The sequence below is a fragment of the Allobranchiibius huperziae genome (assembly GCF_013410455.1).
GTDB lineage: Bacteria > Actinomycetota > Actinomycetes > Actinomycetales > Dermatophilaceae > Allobranchiibius > Allobranchiibius huperziae.
This window is the reverse complement of record NZ_JACCFW010000001.1, coordinates 569,725-593,866: the sequence shown is the minus strand read 5'-3', so window position 1 is coordinate 593,866 and position 24,142 is coordinate 569,725. Positions and strand designations below refer to the sequence as shown.

20 protein-coding genes and 1 riboswitch are annotated in these 24,142 nt (G+C 70.5%); of the genes, 10 read left to right on the top strand and 10 right to left on the bottom strand.

What is annotated here, in order from left to right:
- Positions 1 to 46: 46 nt before the first annotated feature.
- Together HNR15_RS02845 and HNR15_RS18750 are read right to left on the bottom strand one after the other, a co-directional pair.
- The gene (locus HNR15_RS02845) at positions 47 to 685 is read right to left on the bottom strand and encodes a histidine phosphatase family protein (RefSeq protein ID WP_179478970.1); all 639 of its coding nucleotides are present in this window, start codon (positions 683 to 685) and stop codon (positions 47 to 49) included.
- On the bottom strand, positions 682 to 2,166 hold the full coding sequence (locus tag HNR15_RS18750) for an FGGY family carbohydrate kinase (RefSeq protein ID WP_179478968.1): 1,485 nt from the start codon (positions 2,164 to 2,166) through the stop codon (positions 682 to 684). The genes HNR15_RS02845 and HNR15_RS18750 overlap by 4 nt, the downstream gene beginning before the upstream one ends.
- Before the next feature lie 533 nt (positions 2,167 to 2,699).
- Here HNR15_RS18750 and HNR15_RS02835 point away from each other — a divergent pair.
- Both HNR15_RS02835 and HNR15_RS02830 read left to right on the top strand, forming a co-directional pair.
- Entirely contained in the window at positions 2,700 to 4,004 is a 1,305-nt protein-coding gene (locus HNR15_RS02835; protein ID WP_179478966.1) for an FUSC family protein, read from the top strand.
- Positions 4,005 to 4,189: 185 nt separating this feature from the next.
- Positions 4,190 to 5,440 (top strand): FAD-dependent oxidoreductase, encoded by a 1,251-nt coding sequence (locus HNR15_RS02830; RefSeq protein ID WP_218883520.1) that lies wholly within the window; start codon positions 4,190 to 4,192, stop codon positions 5,438 to 5,440.
- 164 nt (positions 5,441 to 5,604) lie between these two features.
- On the opposite strand, the gene HNR15_RS02825 is transcribed toward HNR15_RS02830, so the two are convergent.
- Positions 5,605 to 6,489, bottom strand: a complete 885-nt coding sequence (locus tag HNR15_RS02825) for an FkbM family methyltransferase (protein ID WP_343048392.1) — start codon at positions 6,487 to 6,489, stop codon at positions 5,605 to 5,607.
- Positions 6,490 to 6,531: 42 nt separating this feature from the next.
- Between HNR15_RS02825 and HNR15_RS02820 the strand changes: the two genes are divergently transcribed.
- Entirely contained in the window at positions 6,532 to 6,732 is a 201-nt protein-coding gene (locus HNR15_RS02820; RefSeq protein WP_179478962.1) for a hypothetical protein, read from the top strand.
- A 69-nt stretch (positions 6,733 to 6,801) separates the two neighbouring features.
- On the opposite strand, the gene HNR15_RS02815 is transcribed toward HNR15_RS02820, so the two are convergent.
- The 3 genes from HNR15_RS02815 to pdxH all read right to left on the bottom strand — a co-directional run bounded on the left by HNR15_RS02815 (position 6,802) and on the right by pdxH (position 9,927).
- Positions 6,802 to 7,569 carry a C40 family peptidase gene (locus HNR15_RS02815; RefSeq protein WP_179483556.1) on the bottom strand — a complete coding sequence of 256 codons (768 nt, stop codon included), beginning with the start codon at positions 7,567 to 7,569 and terminating at the stop codon, positions 6,802 to 6,804.
- A 14-nt stretch (positions 7,570 to 7,583) separates the two neighbouring features.
- A riboswitch (cyclic di-AMP (ydaO/yuaA leader) is annotated at positions 7,584 to 7,753 on the bottom strand.
- Positions 7,754 to 7,895: 142 nt separating this feature from the next.
- Positions 7,896 to 8,627, bottom strand: coding sequence for an iron-dependent transcriptional repressor DtxR (locus HNR15_RS02810; protein ID WP_179478960.1), 732 nt, complete (start codon positions 8,625 to 8,627; stop codon positions 7,896 to 7,898).
- A 613-nt stretch (positions 8,628 to 9,240) separates the two neighbouring features.
- A complete protein-coding gene (gene pdxH / locus HNR15_RS02805; RefSeq protein WP_179478958.1) occupies positions 9,241 to 9,927 on the bottom strand; it encodes a pyridoxamine 5'-phosphate oxidase in 687 nt (228 codons plus the stop codon).
- 39 nt (positions 9,928 to 9,966) lie between these two features.
- Here pdxH and serC point away from each other — a divergent pair, with 39 nt between their 5' ends.
- On the top strand, positions 9,967 to 11,079 hold the full coding sequence (serC, locus tag HNR15_RS02800) for a phosphoserine transaminase (RefSeq protein ID WP_425484557.1): 1,113 nt from the start codon (positions 9,967 to 9,969) through the stop codon (positions 11,077 to 11,079).
- 101 nt (positions 11,080 to 11,180) lie between these two features.
- On the opposite strand, the gene HNR15_RS02795 is transcribed toward serC, so the two are convergent.
- Positions 11,181 to 12,356, bottom strand: coding sequence for a permease (locus HNR15_RS02795; protein ID WP_179478954.1), 1,176 nt, complete (start codon positions 12,354 to 12,356; stop codon positions 11,181 to 11,183).
- A 66-nt stretch (positions 12,357 to 12,422) separates the two neighbouring features.
- On the opposite strand from HNR15_RS02795, the gene HNR15_RS18745 reads away from it, so the two are divergent.
- Positions 12,423 to 13,205 carry a GNAT family N-acetyltransferase gene (locus tag HNR15_RS18745; RefSeq protein ID WP_179478952.1) on the top strand — a complete coding sequence of 261 codons (783 nt, stop codon included), beginning with the start codon at positions 12,423 to 12,425 and terminating at the stop codon, positions 13,203 to 13,205.
- A 5-nt stretch (positions 13,206 to 13,210) separates the two neighbouring features.
- The gene (gene pepN, locus HNR15_RS02785; protein WP_179478951.1) at positions 13,211 to 15,796 is read left to right on the top strand and encodes an aminopeptidase N; all 2,586 of its coding nucleotides are present in this window, start codon (positions 13,211 to 13,213) and stop codon (positions 15,794 to 15,796) included.
- An 89-nt stretch (positions 15,797 to 15,885) separates the two neighbouring features.
- On the opposite strand, the gene HNR15_RS02780 is transcribed toward pepN, so the two are convergent.
- Positions 15,886 to 17,184 (bottom strand): MFS transporter, encoded by a 1,299-nt coding sequence (locus HNR15_RS02780; RefSeq protein WP_179478950.1) that lies wholly within the window; start codon positions 17,182 to 17,184, stop codon positions 15,886 to 15,888.
- On the bottom strand, positions 17,181 to 17,603 hold the full coding sequence (locus HNR15_RS02775) for a MarR family winged helix-turn-helix transcriptional regulator (protein WP_179478949.1): 423 nt from the start codon (positions 17,601 to 17,603) through the stop codon (positions 17,181 to 17,183). The genes HNR15_RS02780 and HNR15_RS02775 overlap by 4 nt, the downstream gene beginning before the upstream one ends.
- A 111-nt stretch (positions 17,604 to 17,714) precedes the next feature.
- Here HNR15_RS02775 and HNR15_RS02770 point away from each other — a divergent pair, with 111 nt between their 5' ends.
- From HNR15_RS02770 to HNR15_RS02755, 4 genes are all read left to right on the top strand, one after another.
- The gene (locus HNR15_RS02770; protein WP_179478948.1) at positions 17,715 to 18,410 is read left to right on the top strand and encodes a response regulator transcription factor; all 696 of its coding nucleotides are present in this window, start codon (positions 17,715 to 17,717) and stop codon (positions 18,408 to 18,410) included.
- A gap of 18 nt (positions 18,411 to 18,428) precedes the next feature.
- A complete protein-coding gene (locus tag HNR15_RS02765; RefSeq protein ID WP_343048390.1) occupies positions 18,429 to 19,979 on the top strand; it encodes a sensor histidine kinase in 1,551 nt (516 codons plus the stop codon).
- 12 nt (positions 19,980 to 19,991) lie between these two features.
- Positions 19,992 to 21,491 carry a S1C family serine protease gene (locus HNR15_RS02760; RefSeq protein WP_246305875.1) on the top strand — a complete coding sequence of 500 codons (1,500 nt, stop codon included), beginning with the start codon at positions 19,992 to 19,994 and terminating at the stop codon, positions 21,489 to 21,491.
- 237 nt (positions 21,492 to 21,728) lie between these two features.
- Positions 21,729 to 22,034 carry a WXG100 family type VII secretion target gene (locus HNR15_RS02755; protein WP_179478947.1) on the top strand — a complete coding sequence of 102 codons (306 nt, stop codon included), beginning with the start codon at positions 21,729 to 21,731 and terminating at the stop codon, positions 22,032 to 22,034.
- Between the two features lie 12 nt (positions 22,035 to 22,046).
- On the opposite strand, the gene HNR15_RS02750 is transcribed toward HNR15_RS02755, so the two are convergent.
- On the bottom strand, positions 22,047 to 24,083 hold the full coding sequence (locus HNR15_RS02750) for an NADPH-dependent 2,4-dienoyl-CoA reductase (RefSeq protein ID WP_179478945.1): 2,037 nt from the start codon (positions 24,081 to 24,083) through the stop codon (positions 22,047 to 22,049).
- Between the last annotated feature and the right edge of the window lie 59 nt (positions 24,084 to 24,142).

Sequence of the window (24,142 nt, the reverse complement as noted above, 5' to 3'; positions counted from 1 at the left end):
CGGGCTGACGAACGGTCGGTCGGGCAGATGCGGAAAGGGGCGGGCGTCACGTCGGCGCCGCCCTCGTCGGGACGTTGAGAGAACGCAGTGCGGCCAGCCCGTGGCCGTCCAGGGGGACGACGACCTCGGCGACCGCGGTGTTGTCCAGCCGGGGAAAGACGCGCCGGTACTGCGCCGGGGGTATGCCGAGCAGCTCGCACAGCGCGAGCCGCAGCAGGGTGTTGTGGGCGACGACCAGCACCTTGCGACCCGCATGCTCCGCGGCGATCTCCCGCAGCGTGCCGGCACCGCGCGCCGCGGCGTCGGCCGCCGACTCCGCGCCCGGGAAGGGATTGGCCACCGGGTCGTCGCGGAAGGCCGCCATCACCGCCGCATCGGAGGACTCGATCTCGGCGGCCGTGCGACCCTCGGCCACCCCGAAGGCGACCTCCTTCAGCCCCGGGCACACCACCAGGTCCACCCCGATCGCCGACGCGGAGGGCTGCGCGGTCTCCTGCGCGCGCCGCACCGGTGAGCTGACGACCACCTCGATCCCGTGGCGCAGCGACCAGCGGCCCAGGTCGGATGCCTGCTCATGCCCCTCTGGAGTCAGGTCGATGTCGCTGTCGCCGCCGGCGTACCTGTTCTCGGCGTGCCAGACCGTCTCGCCGTGCCGGGCCAGCCACAGACTCACGCGATCGCTCATCGAGGCACTCCCCCGGCCTCGGCCAGCGCGTACGACGCGGCCTGCGACCCGAGCCACCCGCGTTCGACGAGGGCGGTGACCAGCTCGGCGTACCCCTGCCGCAGCTGTCCACCCCGGTCGGCATCGGGACTGTAGGACCGGCCGATCCCGACCATCGACGCGACGGTCTCGGTCAGCCGGCCGGGCTCGGCCGCCGCAAGCATGGCCATCCCGGTCGACGGGTGCGGTTCGCGCGGCACCCGCACCGGGCGGCCCAGCAGATCGCACCTCAGCTGGTTCCACCACTCGTTGGCGGTGGGGCCGCCGGTGAACGAGACCGGGCCCGTGGTGTCGGCGCCCAGGGAGGCCAACACGTCGTAGCTGAGCCGCTCGACGTACGCGATGCCCTGGCAGAGCGCGGCGAAGCGGGCGGCGTCGGAGTCCGCGTGGCCGCCGACGAAACCCACCGCATCCGCCGCCACGAACGGGAAGCGCTCCCCACGACCGATCAGCGGATACGTCGCACCGGGGATCACCCCCAGACCGGCGGCCTGTTCGGTCAGCTGGCCCAGGTCCTCGCCGTGCGTGAACGCATCGCGCAGCGCACCGGCACCGGTGCTGGAAGCGCCCCCCGGCAACCAGCCGCCGTCCGGGTGGCGGTGGCAGTAGACGGCGCCGGAGGGGTCCAGCACCAGCTCGTCGGTGGAGCCCTTCACCACCAGGGTGGTGCCGAGGGCGCTGCTCCAGTGGCCGATCTCGAGCGCGCCCGCCGCGATCTGCGCCGCACATCCGTCGGTCATGCCGAGGCGGACGACGGCGCCCGTCGTCAGCCCGGCCTCGGACGCGGCCGACCTGCTGACCACGCCTGCCACGGTGGTCGGCAGGGCCACCCCCGGGAGCAGTTCGAGCGGGATCCCGAGCTCGGCGAAGACATCGGCCGGCCAGGCGGCAGTCCGCAGGTCGACACCGGTCTTCAGAGCGTGCGAGGTGTCGGTCGGCACGACGGAGCCCACCAGTCGACGCACCAGGTGATCGGACTGATGCACGACCCGGTCGCCGGCACCGAGGACGTCCTCGCCGCGCAGCCACAACACCTTGGCCAGCGCCCAGGCGGGCTGGATGCGATAGCCGAGAGAGGACCAGAGCGACTCTCCGGCGCGCTGCGCACGGTCGGCGAACCCCTGGGCTCGGGTGTCGTCGTACATCAGGGCCGGTCCTGCCGGGCTGCCGTCGGCGTGCTCGACCAGGACCGTGCCGGACGTCGCGTCGATCGCGATCGCGGTCACGTGCACCTCACCCGCAACGTCCAGCGCCTGCCGGACCGCGTCGCACAGCGCCGTCCACCACTGCTCGGGGTCCTGCTCGTGGCGACGACCGTCACGGTGGTCGCTGGTGATGGGCGCCGCCCCGGAACCGAGCGTGCGGCCCTCGGCGTCGACCAGGGAGGCGCGCACTCCTTGAGTGCCGACGTCGATGCCGCAGGTGGCGTCGATCGCGCTCACGGTGCCTCCTCCGTCGACGTCGATTGCTGTGACTCAGACCACATTACTCATAGAACTTGTTAAATATATAGTTGCAAGACCTTGATCGTTACTCCTTCGTGACCCGCCCGCGCAGCGTGCGCTCCTCCCATCTCCGGCCTTCAGCCGACGGCCTCGGTCGCCTCGACGGGGTGACTCCGACAGCATTAATTGCACGAAACCTATTGCGGAGAAACGCTTTTTGGCTCAACTAGAGGGCGCTCAGATCAGTGGCGGCACCTCTGGACGGACCGTTGGATCGCCCGCTCTTGCCCAGAGCCCCGCCGCGCGCGATGAGGAGGAAGACTTCTCAGCATCATCGCCCTTCCATCGCAGATGTCACATCGAAGAGCGGCGGCGTCGCGTAGCCGGAGGCCTCTCGGCACATGTCGAGCCGCATCGTGGTGTCGCCCGGACCCCGGTGCGCGGCGCCGGGCCGTGGGAGCGTGGCCGGTGCAGCGCGGCCGTCCGCGGCCACCGCGTGCCAGGCTGGACTGAAGGAGAGGCGGTGGTCGATGCGTCGGGACACGTTGCGCGTGCCGCGTCCGCTCATGCGGGGTTTCCGGCGAGCCTGGCCGACCTTCCCCTCGACCTGGTCCGAGGCATCACGCCGTGTGCAGCCCGCCGCCGCACAGATCGGCCGCCTCACCGGGGCGGCGGTGCTGGCGTACCTGGGCTCGACGCTCCTCTTCACGCACGTGGTCGACCTGACCGCGCCCCTCACGGCACTGCTCGTCGTGCAGGCCTCCACCGTCGGCACGCTGCGGATGGCGATGGTCCGCGTCGGAGCCGTCCTCACGGGGGTGCTGGTCGCCACGGCGTTCTCCAACTACTTCGGACTGTCGTGGTGGTCTCTCGCGGCCGTCATCAGTGCCTCCCTGGTGCTGGCCAAGATGTTGCGGCTGGGTGCGCAGTCCCTCGAGACGCCGATCAGCGCGATGCTGATCCTGGCCGTGAGCTCACCCGGGCTCGCCGCGGAGATCCGGATCGGCAACACCCTGATCGGCACCGTCGTCGGGGTCGCCTTCAGCGTGCTGGTGCCCGTCGCGATCCCCAACACCCGGGCCCGGGACGCCGTACGCGGAGTGGCCCGCTCACAGGCCGCCCTGCTCGGCCAGATCGCGCGCACCCTGTCATCCCGGGCGCCAGGGGTGGAGGAGGCGCAGTCCTGGATCGGTTCCGCCGAGGCGATCGGCCGGGAGCTGGCCGAAGCCGCCACCGCCGTCGAGGCCCTGGAGGAGAGCCGCAAACTCAACCCGCGCGCGCTGGTCGCGTTGCGCATCCATCCTGAGCTGCGGGTCGCGCTGCAGCGACTGGACCGCTGCTGCGCCGCCGAACGCGCCCTCGCCGTCCTGGCCGAGCGCAGGGCCTTCGCCTCGGACGGCGCGGATGGCGCGGACGCGTGGGACCCGAACCTGCGGGTGGTCTTCTCGGTGCTGCTGGACTCCCTGGCCTCCGGCGTGCACGAGTTCGGGGACCTCGTGGCCGCCGATCGGGTGGACGAGGCCGAGCAGGCGCTCGACCGGATCCGCGAGGTCGTGCTGGAGACCCGGGCCCGGCACACCGAGCTCGTGATGATCGATCCCATGACCGACACCGACTCCTGGATGATGCAGGGATCCATGCTGGCCGCCATCGACCAGATCGTGCGCCAGCTCGACCTGGAACATCCCGAGCAGGCGACGGCGGCGTGGAACGTGCGGCCCGGACTGGAGTGGGCTCCACGCACCTGGGTCCAGACGGGGCAGCGGATCGTGCCGCCTGTCGCCCGTCGACCCGGACGCCGCCGCGGCGCGGAGGACGGCGTCACCACGGACTGACCCCTGGTGGACGACGTCCGTTGCGAGGATCATCGGTCCAGACGCCCGTCTCGGGCATCGTCGCCGACCGCACCGGCGGCTGCGCCGAACCGAGGCGGATCGAGACCTCCGGGAGCCGCATGCGCGCGCGACGACGACGCGAAGGTGCACAGGACACGCCCGACAGCGCGCCCAGAGTCGTGGTCGTGGGCGCGGGCTTCGCCGGATTCCACACGTTGCGCCGACTGGAGCGCACCCTGTCCCCCGAGCAGGCGAGCCTGGTGCTCGTGGCACCGTCGGACTACCTGCTCTACAGCCCGCTGTTGCCCGAGGTCGCGACGGGCGTCCTCGACCCGCGGGACATCGCCGTGTCCCTGCGCCAGACCCTGCGGCGCACCACGCCGGTCTTCGGGCACGTCACGGACGTCGACTTCGCCTCGCGCACGCTCACGGTCCTGGGGCGCGACGGGAAGCCGGAGCAGCAGCGCTGGGATCGTCTGGTGCTGACCCCCGGATCCGTGACGCGCGAGTTCGACATCCCCGGCGTCGCCGAACACGCCCGCGGACTGAAGACCTTGGAAGAGGCGACGTTCCTGCGCAATCACGTCCTGGGTCAGCTGGACCTGGCGGATGCCCTCCCCGACACCCCTGCCGGCCGGCAGCAGCGCCAGGAACTGCTCACCGTCGTTGCGGTGGGCGCCGGTTACACCGGGACGGAATTTGTCGCAAAGATGCAGAACTGGATGTACGGCATCGCCGACCGGTGGAGCAGTTTCGGACCCGACGACGTCCGATGGTTGCTCATCGACCTGGCACCCCACGTCCTGCCGGAGCTGGGCCCTCGCCTCGGCGCGGAGGCGATGAAGGTGCTGCACCACCGCGGCGTCGAGGTCAGGCTCACCGTCAGCGTGGTGTCGGCCACCGCCACCTCGGTCACGCTCACCGACGGCGACGTCATCAGCACCCGCACGCTGGTGTGGAGCGCGGGCGTGGCCCCCAGCCCGTTGATCGCCACTCTGGGCCTCCCGACCACGAAGGGCCGACTCGTGGTGAACGACGACCTGAGCGTCCCCGGGCACACGCACGTCTGGGCGCTCGGCGACTCGGCCGCGGTGCCCGACCTGACCCAGGGCGCCCTGGCCGACGGGAGCCGCCCGGTCACCGCCCCGACGGCGCAGCATGCCCAACGCCAGGGCCACACCGCCGCCCGGAACGTCGCCGCCAGCCTCGGCGTCGGGCAGTCCCGCCCGTACCGGCACCGTGACCTCGGCCTCGTGGCTGATCTGGGCGGAACACAGGGTGTGGCCAAGGCGCTCGGTGTGCCCCTCACCGGCCCGATCGCGAAGGTCACGGCGCGCGGCTATCACCTCTTCGCGCTCCCCAGCGCGGCCGCCAAGGTGCGGGTGGCCACGGACTGGCTCTACGCTCGATCCTGCCGACCCGTGTCGTGCAACTGACCAACGTGCAGGCCGAGGACGTCAGCATCGCGACCGCCCAGCACACCGACATCTACCCGCCGCCACCCGGGCGGGAGGGCACGACCCAGCACTGAATCGTCGCCGCGAGCCCGCCCGCCGCGACCCTCAGCCGGGTGGTCGTCGGGTCGTGCAGCCGGGTCTGATCAGCGCGACGGCGTCGGTTGCGCACGGACCGCCACCTGGTCCCGGAAGATCCGGGCACTGTCCGGGTCCAGGACACCTCGGCGGACCAGCTCCGCGATGCAGAGCAGCGTCACGCCGTACGACGCGTACGCCAGGTCGCAGATCAGCCCCAGGTGATGCAGTTGGTCCTCGCTCAGCACGTCGAGGCGCGCCAGGTCGCGCACGTAGAGGACATCGGCCTCCACCAGGTGCCGAGCCTGTTCCTGCAGCGGGTCGGCCCACTGCAGCGGCGCGAGCGGCCAGGTCTTGGTGTTGACGAACAGGTGCGGCACGAAGCCGTGCGCCCGCAGCTCCAGATCGAGGTCGGCGAAGGTGGGCTGGTCCTCGTACAACCGGGTGAACCCCACCTCGGTCTGCACGGCGACGGCCCTGGCGAGCAGCCGCCGGCCGTGCCGGAAGACGTCGAGCTCACCGCCCTGGATGTCGATCTTGAGGTAGTCCAGCTGCTCGATCTCGGTGATGTCGTCCAGGCGTCGGGTGGCCATCGGAATGCGGTCGGTCACCGACGCCATCCGCGGGAAGTCGGTCAACAGTCCCAGCTGGGCACGGTCCGGTTCGAGCATGCTGGCGAAGCCGCTCTCGACGCAGAGTCGCAGGGTGTGCTCGGCCCCGTCCCCCACCGCGTACGGCAGGTAGCGGTGCGCCCCGTCCTCTCTCGTCGTGAGTTCGGCATACGCGGACTCCTGCGGCTCGAACCCGGTCACCCGGGCGACTCCCTGCTCCAACAGCGGCGCGTACGGCGGCTCCCCGTCGATGGGGTTGGCGCCGATGTCGACGATCTCGACCGGACGTCGACCGCTCAGCACATGCGAGGCGGCGCCGGGTGCGGGTGGGGTGGAGGGCACGAGCGTCAGCCTAGGTGGGCCCGGTGCGGACATACTGGCCGAATGAGCGATGACGCGAACGACCCGAACCCCCAGGAACCCGCCCAGCAGCTCAGCCCCGACGAGGGCGAGGCAGGCGACACGGGGCTCGTCGCGGACTCCGAGGCGAGCGGCGGCAGCGGCGCCGCGACCGGGGAGGACAAGAGCTTCTCGCAGCAGGAGGACGAGAAGCGGCCGGGCGACGGCCCCGCCGCGCGCGACTGACCGAACCTCTGCACGACATGACGATGCCCCCTCACCATCGGTGAGGGGGCATCGTCATGACGTGGACGCTCAGGGGCGGCCGTACCCCGAGGGGGTGCCGTAGACGGCCTCGATCTTCACGTGGTCACCGGGCTTGGGCGCGGCGATCATCATGCCGTTACCCAGGTAGATGCCGACGTGGTAGGCGGGGCTGCCGAAGAACACCAGGTCGCCCGGCTGGGGGGTGCTCACGGGAGTCGCCGACGCCTGCTGGGCCGCCGCGGTGCGCGGCAGGTTGATGCCGAGCTGGGCGTAGACGTAGCTGGTGAACCCGGAGCAGTCGAACCCGCTGGGGGTGGTGCCGCCGTAGACGTAGGGAACACCGATGTAGCGCTCCGCGATCGCGACGACGCCGCTGGCGGACGAGGGCGCCGAGACGGTGCTGCCACCGCCGTTGCCCGACCGGACCGGCGTCGTGTGCTTCGGCGCGGGCTGACGCACGACGTGGCGCACCGGGGCGACCACGTGGCGCACCGGAGCCGGAGCCGCCTTCTCCACGACGGGCGCGACGTAGGTGTCCGCGTGGACGGCGACGAGCCGGGTGTGGGCGTCGACCGCCGCGGCGACGTGCGGCGCGGACGTACGAGCGGTGTTCTGCACCAGCGTCATCGACGCCTGGGCGGGAGCCGCGGCGGAGGCCGGGCCCTGGTGCTTCGTGTCAGCGGCCTGCGCGGACTGGGAGAACACGGCGGAGGCCACGAGGCCGCCGCCGACAGCTACCGCGGCGGACACGCGTGCGGTGGTGTTGAAGGACGTGGACAACTTGCTCGGGGCGCGATGACGCCCCCGGGGCTGCATGACAGACACGGATGAAAACCTCTCGGCGCCTACGAGGTGAGCTGTCGGGCTCGGGTGGAGGTGTTACCCGGTCCGTGGCAGTCCGTTCCCCGATGACTGCCCGTGACTTAGCCCCGAGGCCGTCCCGATACTGCGAACGGCCGAAGGTGGGTCCCCCGCTCCTGCCTTGCGGATCGTTGCATTCCCGGGCTGCTTGGCAGGACTCGGCGGTGCCGCTCGGGGGTCCTCAGGCTGAGAACCGCCGCCGACGATACATGGACTGCACACCGACATCACAATCGGGTCACGGGACCTGTGGACGGCCGGCCGGACGGCGGCGCACGACGTCAGGAGACGGCTACGGCTCCCGCGGCGAGGGCCGCCGTGGAGGGCAGCTGCACGAAGACGTGGGAGGCGATCTCAGGGGGAAGCGAGACGCCCTCCGGCCCGTCCTCGACCCGGGCCAGCACCCGCCCGTCCTCCAGGCGTGCGCGCACGACGGCGCCGGGTGAGATGCCGGCGGCGGTCAGCACCTCCAAAGTGGCGTGATCGGCCTGCGCGGGTTCGCCGATGCGGCGTACGACGAGCAGGGACGGCTCGGCGGAGACCACCTCGGTGAGGGAGGCGACGCCGTCCCGGAACTTCTCGATGGTCCCGGTCTCCCCCAGTTCGGCGAGACCGGGGATCGGGTTGCCGTAGGGGGAGAGGGTGTGGTCCTTCAGCATCGTGAGGATCTTGCGCTCGACCCGCTCGCTCATCACGTGTTCCCAGCGGCAGGCCTCGTCGTGCACGTACTCCAGCTCCAGCCCGATCACGTCGACCAGCAGCCGTTCGGCCAGCCGGTGCTTGCGCATGACGCGAGTGGCCAGGGTGCGGCCGTGCTCGGTGAACTCCAGGTGGCGGTCGCCCGCGAGGGTGAGCAGGCCGTCGCGTTCCATCCTGGCGACGGTCTGGGACACCGTCGGCCCGGAGTGGCCGAGACGCTCGGCGATCCGGGCGCGCAGCGGGACGATGCCCTCCTCCTCCAGATCGAAGATGGTGCGCAGGTACATCTCGGTGGTGTCGATCAAGTCGGTCACAGGGTCGATCTTCCCATCCCGGACCGGTGTCGGCACCCGTCGGCGCACAGTGACCACGCAGCGCCCGTTCGGGAATCATCCGGGCCGGACGGTCGTTCCACTGGGCGTGGCAGCACGGACGTCCCCTCGTCCGCTGTCACGCGAAGGTCTCGGACTCCGGTCCGGGGCGAGCGGGCTGCGAAGCCCGGCTCGGGCGGCCGCCATCTCCCCCTGTATGGCGGTCGCCCTCTTCCTTCCCCACCGCCTCGCGAAACCCCGTTGCGGGCCACCTGCCGGCGTGTCTACCGTGCTGGGTACACGAGAGAGGAGGTGGTCCGAGAGTGCATTCATCTAGGACGCGTGAGGTGGTTGCGCACTAGCGCAGCCGTTGGTCGGCCTCCCATTCGGTGACCGACTCTTCAACGGACGGCGTTGGTGAAGACCACGCACCACCGCAGCCCGTGGGGGCGCGACCCGTCCATCGCGCACCGGCCACCAGGTCGGACCCCGCGGGCTGTTTCACGCCCACTCCCGAGTGGCATACCTATGGTTCGAGTGGCGCACTCCCACCGGGTGCACTCGAGCGGCTTCTACGCCACTCGACAGGTCGAGCGGGTCGAGCGGATCGAGCACGTCAGGGCTGCAGGCGCTCCCGGGTCCAGACCGACGGGTCGTCCAGGGCACCCTCGCCGGTACGCGTGAAGCGCACCCGGTCGTGCAGCCGGCTCGCCTGACCTACCCAGAACTCCACCTCGTCGACGTGGACCACGTAGCCGCCCCAGAAGGGCGGCACCGGCACGTCGCCGGCGCGGCCGTGGTCGGGATAGCGCTCGGCGTACCGCTGCTCGGCAGCCTCCAGTGAGGCGCGGTCCGCGACCGGGCGGCTCTGGTCCGAGGCCCACGCGCTGATGCGCGAGCCCCACGGACGAGAGTCGAAGTACTCGGCGACGATGTCGCGCGGCAACTGCTCGGCGCGGCCGGTGAAGCGGATCGCGTGGTAGAGCGCGGGCCAGGTCAGGGTGGCGGCGATCCGTGGATCGGCCGCCAGATCGGTGCCCTTGCGCGACTCCAGGTTGGTGTAGAAACCAGGTCCCGCGGGGGTGAGGTATCGCATGAGCACCGTGCGGACCGTGGGGGCGCCCGAAGCGTCCACGGTGGCGACGCTGATCGCGTCCGGCTCGTGCACCCCGGGCTGGGTGTCGTCCGCCGCGGCCTCGCGGGCTTGTCGCACCCACTCCTCGATGACCGGCCAGGGCGCGTCCGGCACCTCGCCCTCCTCGAGGCCGCGCCCGTCGTAGTCCCACCGGGTGATCTCACTCATCGAGCCAGCGTAGGCGCTGGCACACTTTCGGCCGTGAGCATCGTCATCCCACGCGAACTGCGGCCGGCCGACGGTCGGTTCGGTTCCGGACCGAGCAAGGTGCGCCCCGAGCAGCTGGACCTCCTGCGCGACCTCGGCACCGACGTCCTCGGCACCTCCCACCGACAGGAACCGGTGCGCGCCCTGGTGCGCGAGGTCCGCTCCTCGCTGCACGACTTCCTCGGCGCCCCGGAGGACTACGAGATCGTGCTGGGCAACGGCGGTTCCACGCTCTTCTGGGACGTCGCGACGTTCTCGCTGATCAGGGAGCGGTCCGTGCACGGCGTGTGCGGGGAGTTCAGCTCGAAGTTCGCGGCCGCGGTGGCGGCAGCGCCCTTCCTGGCCGAACCGGTGGTCACCCGTTCGGTGCCCGGCGAGGTCGATCCGCTGAGCGCGGTCCCCGGCGCGGACACCTACGCCTACGCCCAGAACGAGACGTCGACGGGCGCGATGCAGCCGGTACGCCGCGTCACCGGCGCCGATGCCGGCGCGCTGATGCTGGTCGACGCCACCTCCGGCGCGGGCGGCCTGCCGGTCGACCTGCGCGAGGCGGACGTCTACTACTTCGCGCCGCAGAAGTCGTTCGCCTCCGACGGCGGCCTGTGGTTGGCGGCGATGTCCCCGGCCGCACTGGAGCGCACGGCCACGATCTCCTCGAGTGACCGATGGATTCCACCCAGTCTGAATCTGCAGACGGCAGTGGACAACTCACGCCTTGACCAGACCTACAACACCCCTGCCGTGGCGACGCTGGCCCTCATGGTCAGCCAGCTGCGGTGGCTGCAGGCAGGCGGCGGTCTCGACTTCGCCGTCGCGCGCAGCGCCGAGAGCAGCCGGCGGCTCTACGACTGGGTCGAGCACACGTCGTACGCGAGCGCGTTCGTCGCCGACCCGGCCGCCCGCTCGCGCGTGGTGGCGACCGTCGACTTCGATGACGCGATCGACGCGGCCCTGCTCGCCAGGACCCTGCGCGAGAACGGCGTGGTCGACACCGAGCCCTACCGCGCGCTGAAGCGCAACCAGCTGCGGATCGGCATGTACCCCTCGGTCGATCCGGACGACGTCAGCGCGCTGACCGCGTGCATCGAGTACGTCGTGCAGCGGATCGCCTGACGCTCCCGTCGGCACGCTGACGGCGTTCACGTTCGTTGACGGCGTTCGAACACCGTCAACGAACGCAAACACCGTCAGGGTGGGGATCTACGGAGGCGCCTTCAGTGGTGGTGGGCGTGGGCCGGTTCGTCGACCGGGTCGCCGTTCATGTAGGCCAGCATCCCCACCCCGCCGGTGCGCACGAACCGCAGGACGAGCCCGGCCGCCACCACGAGGAAGACCAGGTTGAGCCAGGTCGTGTAGTTCCAGCTGATCGCGCCGTTGCCGGTGAAGGCGTGCCCGGCCGCGGGGACCAGGTGCAGGACGCCGAAGACCACCTCCACGACGTACCCGGCGACGACCATCGCCAGGTAGAAGACGCCGGCGATGACGAGGGTCATGCGGGTGCCGTAGTACTTGCGGTAGATGAGCAGGATCGGCACGATCAGCAGATCGGCGAACATGAACGACACCACGCCGCCGAAGCTGATGCCGCCGTTCCACAGCACCGCCGCCAGCGGGACGTTGCCGATCGAGCACACGAAGCTGGCCACCGCGATGACCGGGCCGATCAGCGGCCCCCACACCTTGGACCAGCCGCCGTGGCCGGCCAGGAACAGGTGCCCCCAGAAGCTGTCGGGCACCCACGCGGCCACCGCGCCCGCGATGAGCAGCCCGATCACGATGTCGCGCAGGACCGCCAGCCACTCCATCACGAAGATGTGACTGATGCTCGTGGCGCCTGCCGGCGAGAGCAGCCGTCCGGCGAAGGAGCCTTCGCCGCCGACCGTCATGTCCATGGCCGCGTGTCCCTCCATCGAGCCCGCGGCGCCGCGATCGGCCTGCTCCCTCGCCGCCTGCACCACCCGTGAGTGCAGGAAGAGCCGGAAGCACACGGCGACCACGAGGATCATCAGCGGGCCGCCGACGAACTCGGCCAGGGTGAACTGCCATCCGAGCAGCAGCGCGAGGATCACCCCGAGCTCCACCACCAGGTTGGTGCTGGCGATCTCGAAGACCATCGCCGCGGTGAAGCTCGCACCCTTGCGGAAGAGCGAGCGGGCGAGCGCGACGGCGGCGTACGAACAGGACGAGCTCGCGATCCCGAAGCCGGTGGCGCGCGCCAGCGTCGCCGGGCGGTCATCGCCGAGGGTGGCGATGATCGCCTCCCGCCGGACCAGTGCCTGCACCACCGCGGAGATGCCGAAGCCGAGGATCAGCGACCACAGGATCTGCCAGGTCATCAGGCCGGCCATCCGCAACGCGTCCGCGACCTGCGCGACGGGTCCGCTCTCCATCGTCCGAATATATACCCCATGGGGGTATGTGTCATGGGTAGGTTTGAGCGCAGCCGAAGGGAGACCGTGATCGACACGCACGCTGGCGAGGACGAACTCGGATCACTCGAGCGCTACCTCGACCTCGCACCCCGCGCGGTAGCGGTGTCCAGGGAATGCGGGCCGTTCACCGTCTTCGTGCGGGACAACCCGCGCGGACATCCCCTCTACGCCCGGCCGCGTCTCGGCTACTCCCGACCCGTCTCCCCTGAGGAGGTACGCCGGGTCCTGGACTTCCAGCGCGCGATCGGGGTGCCCCGCGCGCTGGAGTGGGTGCACGAGACCACCCCCACCCTGCTGCCGGCCGCACGGGAGGCGGGGATGAGCGTGCAGGAGTGCGCGCTGCTGCGTCTGGGGCGGTTCGCGCCGACGGAGACGCCGACCGGATACCGCGTGCACGAGATGACCGCGGACGATCCGCAGACCGGCGCCGTGCTCGCCGCCATCGACGCCAGCTTCCGCGACAGCGACCGGATGGGGCCACCGGAATCCAGCGAGCAGAAGCTGCGCATGCGCGCCCGCCTCCTGGTGCTGGTGGGTGCGTTCGACACCCTCGGGCGACCCGTCGGCGGTGGGATGCACAATCCAAGGGGTGACCTCACCGAGGTGACCGGGATCGGCACCCTGCCCGCCCACCGGGGCCGCGGCATCGGTACGGCGATCACCAGCATCCTCACCGGGACCGCGTTGCGAGAGGGTCAGTCGCCCTTCCTCTCGGCAGCCACGCGGTCCGCGGTGTCCGTCTACGAGACGGTCGGATATGCACGCGTGGGCACCGCGTGCATCGCGACCGAGAACGAGCGAGGTTGACGACCGTGGCCGACCTGAACCTCACCAGGCAGGAGTGCGCCCGGCGTGCCGAGCAGGTGCGCCTGCTGGAGCACCACGTGCGCCTGGACCTGCGGCACGCCGCCGATCCCGCGGAGAAGACCTTCGAGTCCCGCAGCACGGTGCGGTTCACGGCGACCGACGACGCCAGCTGGATCGACATCGTGGCGCAGGAGATCGTCTCCGCGACGCTCAACGGCACCGCCCTGGACGTCAGCGGCTACGACGGAGCCCGGCTGCCGCTGCCCGGTCTCGCGCCGGTCAACGAGCTCGTCGTCCACGCACGCTGTCTCTACAGCCGCACCGGCGAGGGGATGCACCGCTTCACCGACCCCTCCGACGGCGAGACCTACCTCTACACCCACTTCGAACCCACCGACAGCAGAAGGGTCTTCGCGGTCTTCGAGCAGCCGGACCTGAAGTGCCGATTCACCTTCGAGGTCGTCGCCGATGCACGATGGCTGATCCGCTCCGGCCAGTCCGAGGTGTCCCGGCGGGAGTACGACGGGCTCGCGGACGTGCGCTTCGCCCCCACCCCGCTGCAGTCGTCGTACGTCACGGCCGTCGCCGTCGGCCCCTATCACCTGGTCACCGATCTGTGGTCGGTCGACCGTGCCGGCGGCACGCGACACGAGGTGCCGCTCGGCGTCATGTGCCGGGCGTCGATGGCCGACCACCTCGACGCCGAGGACATCCTCCAGGTCACCAAACAGGGTCTGCGCTACTTCGACGAGCTCTTCGGATTCCCCTACCCGTGGGGCAAGTACGACCAGATTTTCGTTCCCGAGTACAACATCGGCGCGATGGAGAACCCGGGCCTGGTGACCTTCGTGGAGAGCTTCGTGCATCGCGGGCAGCCGACGCTGCCGGAGCTCGCGAGCCGTGCCGAGGTGATCCTGCACGAGATGGCGCACATGTGGTTCGGCAACCTGGCCACGATGCGCTGGTGGGACGGCCTCTGGCTGAAGGAGTCGTTCGCGGACCTGATGGGCTACCAGGCGAGCGTCGAGGCCACGGGCTACACCTCCGGCTGGACGTCCTTCGCGATCGGGCGCAAGCAGTGGGCCTACACCCAGGACCAGCTGCCGACGACCCACCCGATCGCCGCCGACATCCTCGATGTCGAGGCTGCGGCGCAGAACTTCGACGGCATCACCTACGCCAAGGGCGCGGCGGTCCTCAAGCAGTTGCAGGCGTACGTCGGACGCGACCGGTTCGACGACGGCGTCCGCCGCTATTTCGCCCAGCATGCCTACGGTTCCACCGAACTCGAGGACTTCCTGGAGCCGCTCTCCGCGGCCAGCGGACGCGACCTGAGCATCTGGGCGCAGGCGTGGCTACGCACCTCCGGACCGAGCGAGATCAGCGCCGAGGCCCGCGAGGATCGGTCCGAGGACGTCCTCGTCGTGCGGCAGGCGACCCCGGAGACTGCTGGCGCCGCGGTCGACCCGCGACCCCATGTCTTCTCGGTGGGCGTCTACACGGAGAAGGATGCTGCCCTGCAGCGCACCCAGCTCTTACGGGTGGGCCTCGACGGCCCCTCGGTCGAGGCACGGCTCGACCGTGCCGTGCGCGATTCGCCCGACCTCGTGCTGCCGAACGACGAGGACTTCACGTACGCCATCAGCCGACTCGACCCCGGTTCGCAGGAGACCGCCCACCGGCTCCTGTCGACCGTGCCGTCGGAGGTCTCCCGCGCCCTCATCTGGTCGGCGCTGTGGAACCACACCCGTGACGCTCAGCTGTGCCCGGTGCGCTTCCTGGAGACGGTCCGCGGCCAGCTGATCACCGAGGGCAGTTCGTTCCTTCTGCAATCCGTGCTCGCCATGGCACGTTCGGCCGTGCACCACTTCCTGCAGGGCGACGACCAGCGCCGGACGGCGACCGACCTGGCCCGCCTTGCGCACAGCCGGATGACCCAGACCACCGGCGATGTGCAACTGGTGTGGGCGCGGGCGCTGGCCTGGTTCGGGGCCCTCACCCCGGACGTCGCGCCGTTGATCCAGCCGCTGGTGACCGAGGACCAGCCGCCACCCTGGCTGAACGTCGACCACGAGCTGCGGTGGTCGTTCGTGACCGCGCTGAGCGCCACCGGTGCACGGCCGCGGACTCTGTTGGCCCAGGACCTGCGACGCGACTTCACGATGAGCGGGCAGACGTCGTACGACCAGGCGCTGGCGAGTCTTCCCGAGTCCGAGGCGAAGGCGCAGGCGTGGCACTCGCTCGCGGATGCGTCCGGCGCGGGGCTGACCAACGACCGGCAGCGCGCCCTGATCGTGGGCTTCGGTCAGCCGGTCAGCAGCGACCTCACCAGGGAGTACGCCGAGCCGTACTTCGACGTCCTCACCACGGTCTGGGCGCAGCAGTCGCAGACCATGGCGAGCCGCTTCGTCAGCGGCATGTTCCCGGCGCCGCAGGCGAGCGACGACGTGACGGCCGACGACGAACCCGTGGTGGTCATGGCGCGGGACTGGCTGCGCCGCCACGACGAGGCACCCGCGGCGCTGCGGCGCGGTGTGGTCGAGGGATTGGACGACGTCGAACGCACGCTGCGGGTACGCGCGGCGCGCTGAGCCTCAGTGCACGAGCGCCGCGACCACGGCGATGCCGACGAAGACCGCGAGGGCCACCAGCACAATCAGCCGGCGGAACCTCGGCGACATCAGGCGACCCGCTCGGGGATGATCTCGCGGGCGACCTCGCGCGCCGTCACCTGCACCAGCGGCAGGTGCGGCAGGGGCTGACGCTCGATCCGCAGCCGCAGCTGTTGGTTGCGCATGAGGTAGACCATCGCACCGATCACCGTCAGACCGGTCGCGATGCTGCCGACCAGGATGGTCCAGCGCGGGCCCCAGGCTCCGCCGATCCAACCGATCACCGGCGAGCCGAGCGGGGTGCCGCCCATGAAGATGGCCATGTAGAGCGCCATCACGCGTCCGCGCATCTCCGGGCTGACGCCGAGCTGCACCGTCGCGTTCGCGGTGGTGAGCACGGTCAGGGCGCACAGGCCCGTGGGGATGAGGAAGAGGGCGAAGAACCAGAACGACGGGGCCAGCGCGGCGGCCGTGGACGCCACGGTGAACCCGGCCAGGGAGACCAACAGGATGCGCAGCCGTGGACGCGGTCGGCGCGCCGCCATCAGTGCCGCCGCGAGGGAGCCGATCGCCATGATCGAGCCCAGGAGGCCGTATTCGGTGGCGCCCTCGTGGAACTCCGAGGTCGACATCAGGGCGATGGTGATCTGGAAGTTCATCCCGAAGGTGCCGAGCATGAACACCATGACCATCACCAGGACGATGTCCGGCCGGTGCCGCACGTAGGCGAGCCCCTCGCGGATCCGGCCCTTGCCCGAGCTGCGCGGGGAGGGTCGCAGCTCGCTGGTGCGCAGCAGCCCGAGGGCCACGAGCACCGCGATGAACGACCCCGTGTTGAAGACGAGGGTGTAGCCCGTGCCGACCGCTGCGATCAGCAGTCCCGCGACGCCGGGGCCGATCAGCCGCGCGGCGTTGAACGATGCGCTGTTGAGACCGACCGCGTTGGCGAGCCGCTCGCGGGGCACCATCTCGGAGACGAACGCCTGTCGCGTCGGGTTGTCGAAGGCGGTCGCCACTCCCTGTAGGAGCGCCAGCACGTAGACGTGCCACAGCTGTACGACGTTCCCGAGCACCAGCCCGGCGAGCAGGGCCGAGGTGATCGCGAGCGCCGACTGGGTCGCGATGAGCACCTTGCGCTTGTGGAACCGGTCGCTGACCGCACCCGCGAATGGCGCGAGGAGCACGACGGGCGCGAACTGCAGCGCGGTGACGATGCCGAGGTCGGTGGAGTCATGCGGGGTGAGCTGGGTCAGAACCAGCCAGTCCTGGGCGACTCGACCCATCCAGGTGCCGATGTTGGAGACCAGTGCGCCCGCGGCGTACACCCGGTAGTTGCGGATCCGCAGTGACGCGAAGGTGGGGCTCATCGAGCGACCACCCCGTCCAGGATCCGCTGGGCCTCGCGCAACACTGCACACTCCTCATCGCTCAGACACCTGATGCGTTCGAACATCCACTCGTCACGGGACCGGCGACCCTCGCGCAGCATGGCGCGACCCGCATCGGTGATCGTCACGACGACGCGGCGGCGGTCCTGGGGGTCGGTCTCCCGGGTCAGCGCGCCGAGCTGCTCCAGCCCGGTGAGCGTTCGGGTCATCGACGGCGCGCTCACGCACTCCAGCTCCGCGAGCGTGCGCGGAGTGGAACTGCCGGAGTCGAGCTTCGCGAGCACCGAGAACTGGTGGGGTGCGATCGTCGCGACGTTCTCGAAACGGGCGCGACGGCTGATCCGCATACAGACGGAACGCAACTCGACGGCCAGGCGACGGCGGTCCTGTTGCTTCATGTACTTAGGTTAACTCATTACTTGTGCTAAGTATTTCTTCCCGGCCGCTCATGGACCTCGCGCACCAGCGACTCTCAGGTAACGTCCAGGGATGGTCCTGATACTGCGCGTATGACGACAGCCGAAGCCCGCCTCCTCGTCGCCGAGGACGAGCTGAACATCCGCGAGTTGCTGTGCACGAGCCTGCGTTTCGCCGGGTTCGAGGTATTTCCTGCGGCCAGCGGCGCCGAGGCGCTGCAGGTCGCGAACACCCAACAGGTCGATCTCGCCGTGCTCGACGTCATGCTGCCGGACTTCGACGGGTTCAGCGTCACCCGCCAGCTGCGCGATCACGGCAAGCAGATGCCGATCGTCTTCCTCACCGCGCGCGACGCCACGGAGGACAAGGTCAAGGGCCTCACGGTCGGCGGTGACGACTACGTCACCAAGCCCTTCAGCCTCGAGGAGGTCGTCGCACGGATCCGCGCCGTGCTGCGGCGTACGAGCGTGGAGCAGCGAGAGAACCCCGCCTTGCGGGTGGCCGACCTCGAACTCGACGACGACTCCCACGAGGTCAACCGGGCCGGACGGATCATCGACGTCTCCCCCACCGAGTTCAAGCTGCTGCGCTACCTGATGCTGAACAATGGACGGGTGCTGTCCAAGGCCCAGATCCTCGACCACGTGTGGGACTACGACTTCCGCGGTGAGCCGGGCATCGTCGAGAGCTACATCTCCTACCTGCGTCGCAAGATCGACATCGACGCGGCGCCGCTGATCCACACCAAGCGCGGCATCGGCTACGTCCTGCGCGCACCCCGCGAATGAGGCACGGGTGAGCGGCGCGTGACGTCCGGCCACCCCTCCCTCACCCGGCGGGCAGTGCGCGAGCTGCACGAACTGCCCCTGCGGCTGCGCCTCGCCGCGCTGCTGGTCGCGCTGCTGATGGCGGCTCTGGTCGTCACGGGCGCCGCGGCCACCTACCAGTTGCGCTCCTTCCTGCAGCAGCAGCAGGACACCGAGCTGCAGGTGACCGCGAGGGACTTGGTCGCCGCAGCCGTCGCGCGTCCACAGTCGACCGCACCGGTACGTCCGGCGGTCGCCTCCCGCAACGGCTACGTCGTACGGCTGCAGTGGACTCCGACCACCTCGGAGGACTACTTCCGCAGCGGCACCGACCGGCCGCGCTTCCCCGAGCTGCAACCGGGGTCGCCCCGCGTGCGCACCGGGCGGCCGTTCACCGTCGGTTCCCTGCAGTCCGACACCCAGTGGCGCGTGGTCGCGGGCACCGCGACCGTGGGTGGCCGCACGATCCCGTACGCGGTCGCGCTCTCCCAGGACAGGGTGCACGACACCGTCGACCGCCTCGCGGCGATCGTCGCGCTGGCCGGACTGATCGCCCTACTGGCGTGCGCAGTGCTCGGGTGGTTCGCCGTACGCCGGGCGCTACGTCCGCTGCGCCGTATCCAGGACACCGCGCGCGCCATCGCCGCCGGTGACCTGACCCAGCGCATCCCCGTGCAGAACACGCGCGACGAGGTCGCCGGCCTGGCGCAGTCCCTCAACCGCATGCTGACGCGGATCGAGGAGTCCTTCGCCGCGCGGCGCGAGTCCGAGGAGCGGATGCGCCGGTTCGTGGCCGACGCCTCGCACGAGCTGCGGACCCCCCTGGCATCCGTGCGCGGCTACGCCGAGCTCTACCGGATGGGCGCGGTCACCAGCACCGACGACGTCGCCTCGGCGATGCGCCGGATCGAGGAGGAGGCCACCCGGCTCGGGCTGATGGTCGATGAGCTGCTGCTCCTCACCCGGCTCGACGAGCACCCCAGCGGGCCGGGCGACCCGCCGCGCCCCTTCGCACCGGTCGACCTGATGGTGCTGGCCGCCGACGCGGTGCAGGACACCCGCGCCCGCGCGCCGGGCCGGACGGTGCGGATGACCGGGCTGAGCGGGCCGCTGCGCAGCACCATGGTCTCCGGAGACGAGGCGGGGCTGCGCCAGGTGCTGACCAATCTGCTCGCCAACGCCGTCCGCTACACCCCTGAGGGCACCGACATCGAGGTCATGGTGGGGCTCCGGGAGGAAGCGGCACACGTCGTGGTGCGCGATCATGGTCCTGGGGTCGGCACGGACCTGCGCGAGCGGGTCTTCGAGCGCTTCTTCCGGGCCGACGCCGCACGCAACAGCGCGCACGGAGGCAGTGGCCTGGGTCTCGCGATCGTGTCGGCCATCGTGGCCGCTCACCGCGGCTCGGTGGACCTCTCGGAAACACCGGGCGGCGGCGCGACGTTCACCGTGCAGATACCGTCCATCGCACAGCAGGCCCACAGTGACGACGAAGGTCCGGCCCAGTCGACCACCGAAGACTTCGGTGCAGATCGAATCCGCGCCGATTGAGGAGCAGCACGTATGCCGCAGGACCAATTCCCAGGAAACAGCGATCAGTTCGATGATCGGGACCGCACCGACCCCGGCGCTCCGGCGCAGGGTGCCGGCGGCTCGGCACCGGCCGGTGGCAGCTCCGCGGGCGGGCCTTCTCACACCCAGCCGATCTATCCGCAGCAGCCCTACGGCCAACCGATGAACCCGCAGGGGCAGCACCCGCAGGGGCAGCACCCGCAGGGGCAGCACCCGCAGGGGCAGCATCCGCAGGGGCAGCATCCGCAGGGCGCGTACGCCGCGCAGAGCCAGCAGGGTCCACAGGGTCCACAGGGTCCGCAGGGGTCTCCTTACGCCTACCAGTCCGCTCATGGCGGCAGCGCGTTCGGCCCCGCCCCCGTGGCCCCCCGGCGTCGCAACCGGTCGACGTTGTACGCCGTGCCCATCGCGGCGATCCTCGCCGCGGCGCTGGCATCGGGGACCACCTACGCCCTCACCGACCACGGGTCCACGACCTCGGCCGGCGCCACCAGCCCGGCCACGGTGAAGCTGAACCCCGCCGACTACCAGAACAACAACGCCGTCAACTGGACCAGCACCGCCAGCAAGGTGAGCCCGTCGGTCGTGTCGATCACGGTGCGCTCGGGCAACAGCGGCGACCAGGGCTCCGGTGTCGTCCTGGACAAGAGCGGTGACATCGTGACCAACAACCACGTGGTGTCCGCCGCCGTGAACTCGGGAACGGTCCAGGTCACACTCAGCAACAACGAGACCTACGGCGCCTCCATCGTCGGCACCGACGCCAGCACCGACCTGGCCGTCATCAAGCTCAAGAACCCGCCCAGCACGCTCACCCCCATGCCGCTCGGCAGCGCCGGCTCGCTCGTCGTGGGTCAGCCGGTGATGGCGGTCGGCAACCCGCTCGGACTCTCGGGCACGGTCACCACCGGCATCATCAGCGCGCTCAACCGGCCGGTGAACACCTCGGAGTCAGACTCCGCCGCGACCACGCTCCCGGTGGTCACCAACGCGATCCAGACGAGCGCGGCCATCAACCCGGGCAACTCCGGTGGCGCCCTGGTGAGCGCCAGCGGCAAGCTGATCGGGATCAACTCCTCGATCGCGACTCTCGGTCAGTCCTCGGGTTCCTCCCAGTCGGGCAACATCGGGATCGGGTTCGCTATCCCCGTGGATGTCGTGAAGAACATCACCGGGCAGCTGCTCAAGAGCGGCAAGGCCACCCACGCCCAGCTCGGAGTGATGGCCCAGGACGGGACCACCACCCTGAACGGTGCGACCGAGGCTGCCGCTCAGGTGAAGTCCGTCAACAGCGGTAGTGCCGCCGGCCGGGCCGGTCTGAAGCCGGGCGACTACATCATCGACGTCGACGGCCAGCAGGTCGCGAGCAGCGACTCGCTCGTCGGTTTCATCCGGGCCCGCAACGTCGGGCAGAAGGTCGTGCTGACCGTCGTACGCGGTGGCCAGCAGCAGAAGGTCACGGTCACCCTCGGGGAGGCTTCCTCGAACTGAGTGACGTGACGGGGTCATCGACGCGGAGTCTCCCTTCCTTCACGCGACGACCCTGACGGGGTGGGCCCGGCCAGTGACGGGGCCGGGCCCGACCGGGAGGCTCCCGCCGATGCGGCGGGAGCCTCCTGCGTCATGTCGGGCCCTGTGCACAACTTCTGCGGCGGGTCGCCCGTCGTGCGTAGCGTCCGGTGCAGCGGACCGCCGTACGAGCGGCCCGATCGACACCCGGGAGGGACCATGCATCAGCACGCAGACGGCGCGTTCGCCGTCGACAGCGGCCAGTTGTCGCAGCACGGCGCGGACGTGGCGATGATCGCCGGTCAGATCCACGACTCGATGGGCGCGATGCGCACCAAACTGGAGTCGTTGCAGGGCACCTGGAAGGGCGCGGCGGCCGGTCAGTACGTGCAGCTGCACCACGAGTGGGAGGTCGCGCAGGAGAAGGTGCGCGCCACCCTGGAGGACATCAGCGTCGCGCTCGGCCGGGCCGGCGGCGCGTACGCCGCGGTCGAGCACCAGGTGATGTCGACGTTCACGCCCTGAGCCGGCCGGTCGCTACAGGCTCGCCGCTAGCTCGGTCGCCTGGCGGATCGCCCGCTTGGCGTCGACCTCGGCGGCCACGTCCGCGCCACCCACCAGGTGTCGCGACGGGTCGTCGGGGCGTGCCAGGTCGCGCACGGACTCCTGACCCGCGCAGATGACCACGGTGTCGACCTGCAGCAGCCGCTGCTCGGAATCGGCCTCGGCATCGGGCTCCTTGCCGTCACCGGAGCGGATCGTGATGTGCAGACCCTCGTCGTCGATCAGGTCGTAGGTGACGCCGCCGATGAACTCCACACCGCCGTCCTTGAGGGTCTGGCGGTGCACCCAGCCGCTGGTCTTGCCCAGCCCCTTGCCGAGCGGCGCCGGTCTGCGCTGCAGCAGGTGGACGGTGCGTTTCGGGGGCTCGTCGTGCTTGGGCCCGAGGCCGGCGCGCGACTCCTGCGGATCCGTGACGCCCCAGCGCGCCTTCCAGTGCTCCACGGTCTCGTCGCGGTCGTGCAGCAGGTATTCGCTGACGTCGAAGCCGATGCCTCCGGCACCGATCACCGCGACCCGGGCACCGGCGGTGGCGCGCCCGCTCAACAGGTCGTCGTACATCACGACCTTGGGGTGCTCGATCCCCGGGATCGGCGGGACGCGCGGGGTGACACCGGTGGCGACGACCGTGTGGTCGTACGCCGCCAGGTGATCGTCGTCCACGCGGGTGCCGGTGCGGACCTCGACACCCAGGACCTGCATCCGCCGGGTGTAGTAGCGCAGCGTCTCGGCGAACTCCTCCTTGCCGGGAATTCGCATGGCGTATCGGAACTGGCCGCCGATCTCGTCCTGCTCCTCGAACAGCGTCACGCGGTGGCCGCGTTCGGCGCTCGCCACAGCCGCCGCGAGTCCGGCCGGACCTGCGCCGACGACCGCCACCGTGCGGGCGGCGTGCGGGCCGACCGGCAGCAGGCGCAGGGTCGTCTCGCGACCTGCGCGCGGGTTGACCAGGCAGCTGGCGCGCTGGTTCTTGAAGGTGTGGTCCAGGCACGCCTGGTTGCAGGCGATGCAGGTGTTGATCTCGTCGGCGCGATCCTGCTCGGCCTTGCGCACGAACTGCGGATCCGCAAGTAGGGGCCGCGCCATCGAGATCAGGTCGGCCTGACCGTCGGCCAGGATCTGCTCGGCCACCTCGGGGGTGTTGATCCGGTTCGAGGCCATCACCGGCACGGTGACGTGCTCGCGCAGCTTGCCGGTCACCGACGCGAACGCCGCCCGCGGCACCGACGTGACGATGGTGGGGATGCGCGCCTCGTGCCAGCCGATGCCGGTGTTGATGACGGACGCGCCCGCCTGCTCGACGCGCTGTGCGAGCTCGACTGTCTCCTCCCAGGACTGCCCGTCCGGGACCAGGTCGAGCAGCGACTGGCGGTAGATCAGCAGGAAGCCCTCCCCCACGGACTCGCGCACCCGGCGTACGACCTGCTCGGGGAAGCGCATCCGGTTGCTCGCAATGCCGCCCCACTGGTCGGTGCGCCCGTTGGTGCGGGCAGTGAGGAACTGGTTGATCAGGTAGCCCTCCGACCCCATGATCTCCACGCCGTCGTAGCCGGCCTGCGTGGCCAGGCGCGCCGCCCGGGCATAGTGACCGATGGTGCGCTCGACGTCCCTGCCGGACATGGCGCGCGGCTTGAACCTGCTGATCGGCGACTTGACGGCGCTGGCCGACTTCACCAACGGGTGGTAGCCGTAGCGGCCGGCGTGCAGGATCTGCAACGCGATCCGCCCGCCCGCCTCGTGGACGGCATCGGTGATGACCCGGTGCTTGTCGGCGGCACGGGAGGAGGTCAGCTGCGACCCGGCGGGCAGCAGCCAGCCGGTGGTGTCCGGCGCGAAACCGCCGGTGATCATCAACCCGGTCCCGCCGCGGGCGCGTTCGGCGAAGTACTCCGCGAGCTCACCGAAATGCTTGGCCCGGTCCTCCATGCCGGTGTGCATGGACCCCATCACAACCCGGTTGGGCAGGGTGATGCCACCGATCGTGAGCGGCGCGAGCAGCCGGTCGTACGGCATCGAGGACTCCCTGTGCATGGGCGGTGGGCGGGCCGGTGCACGGTATCGCGCCCCACCCC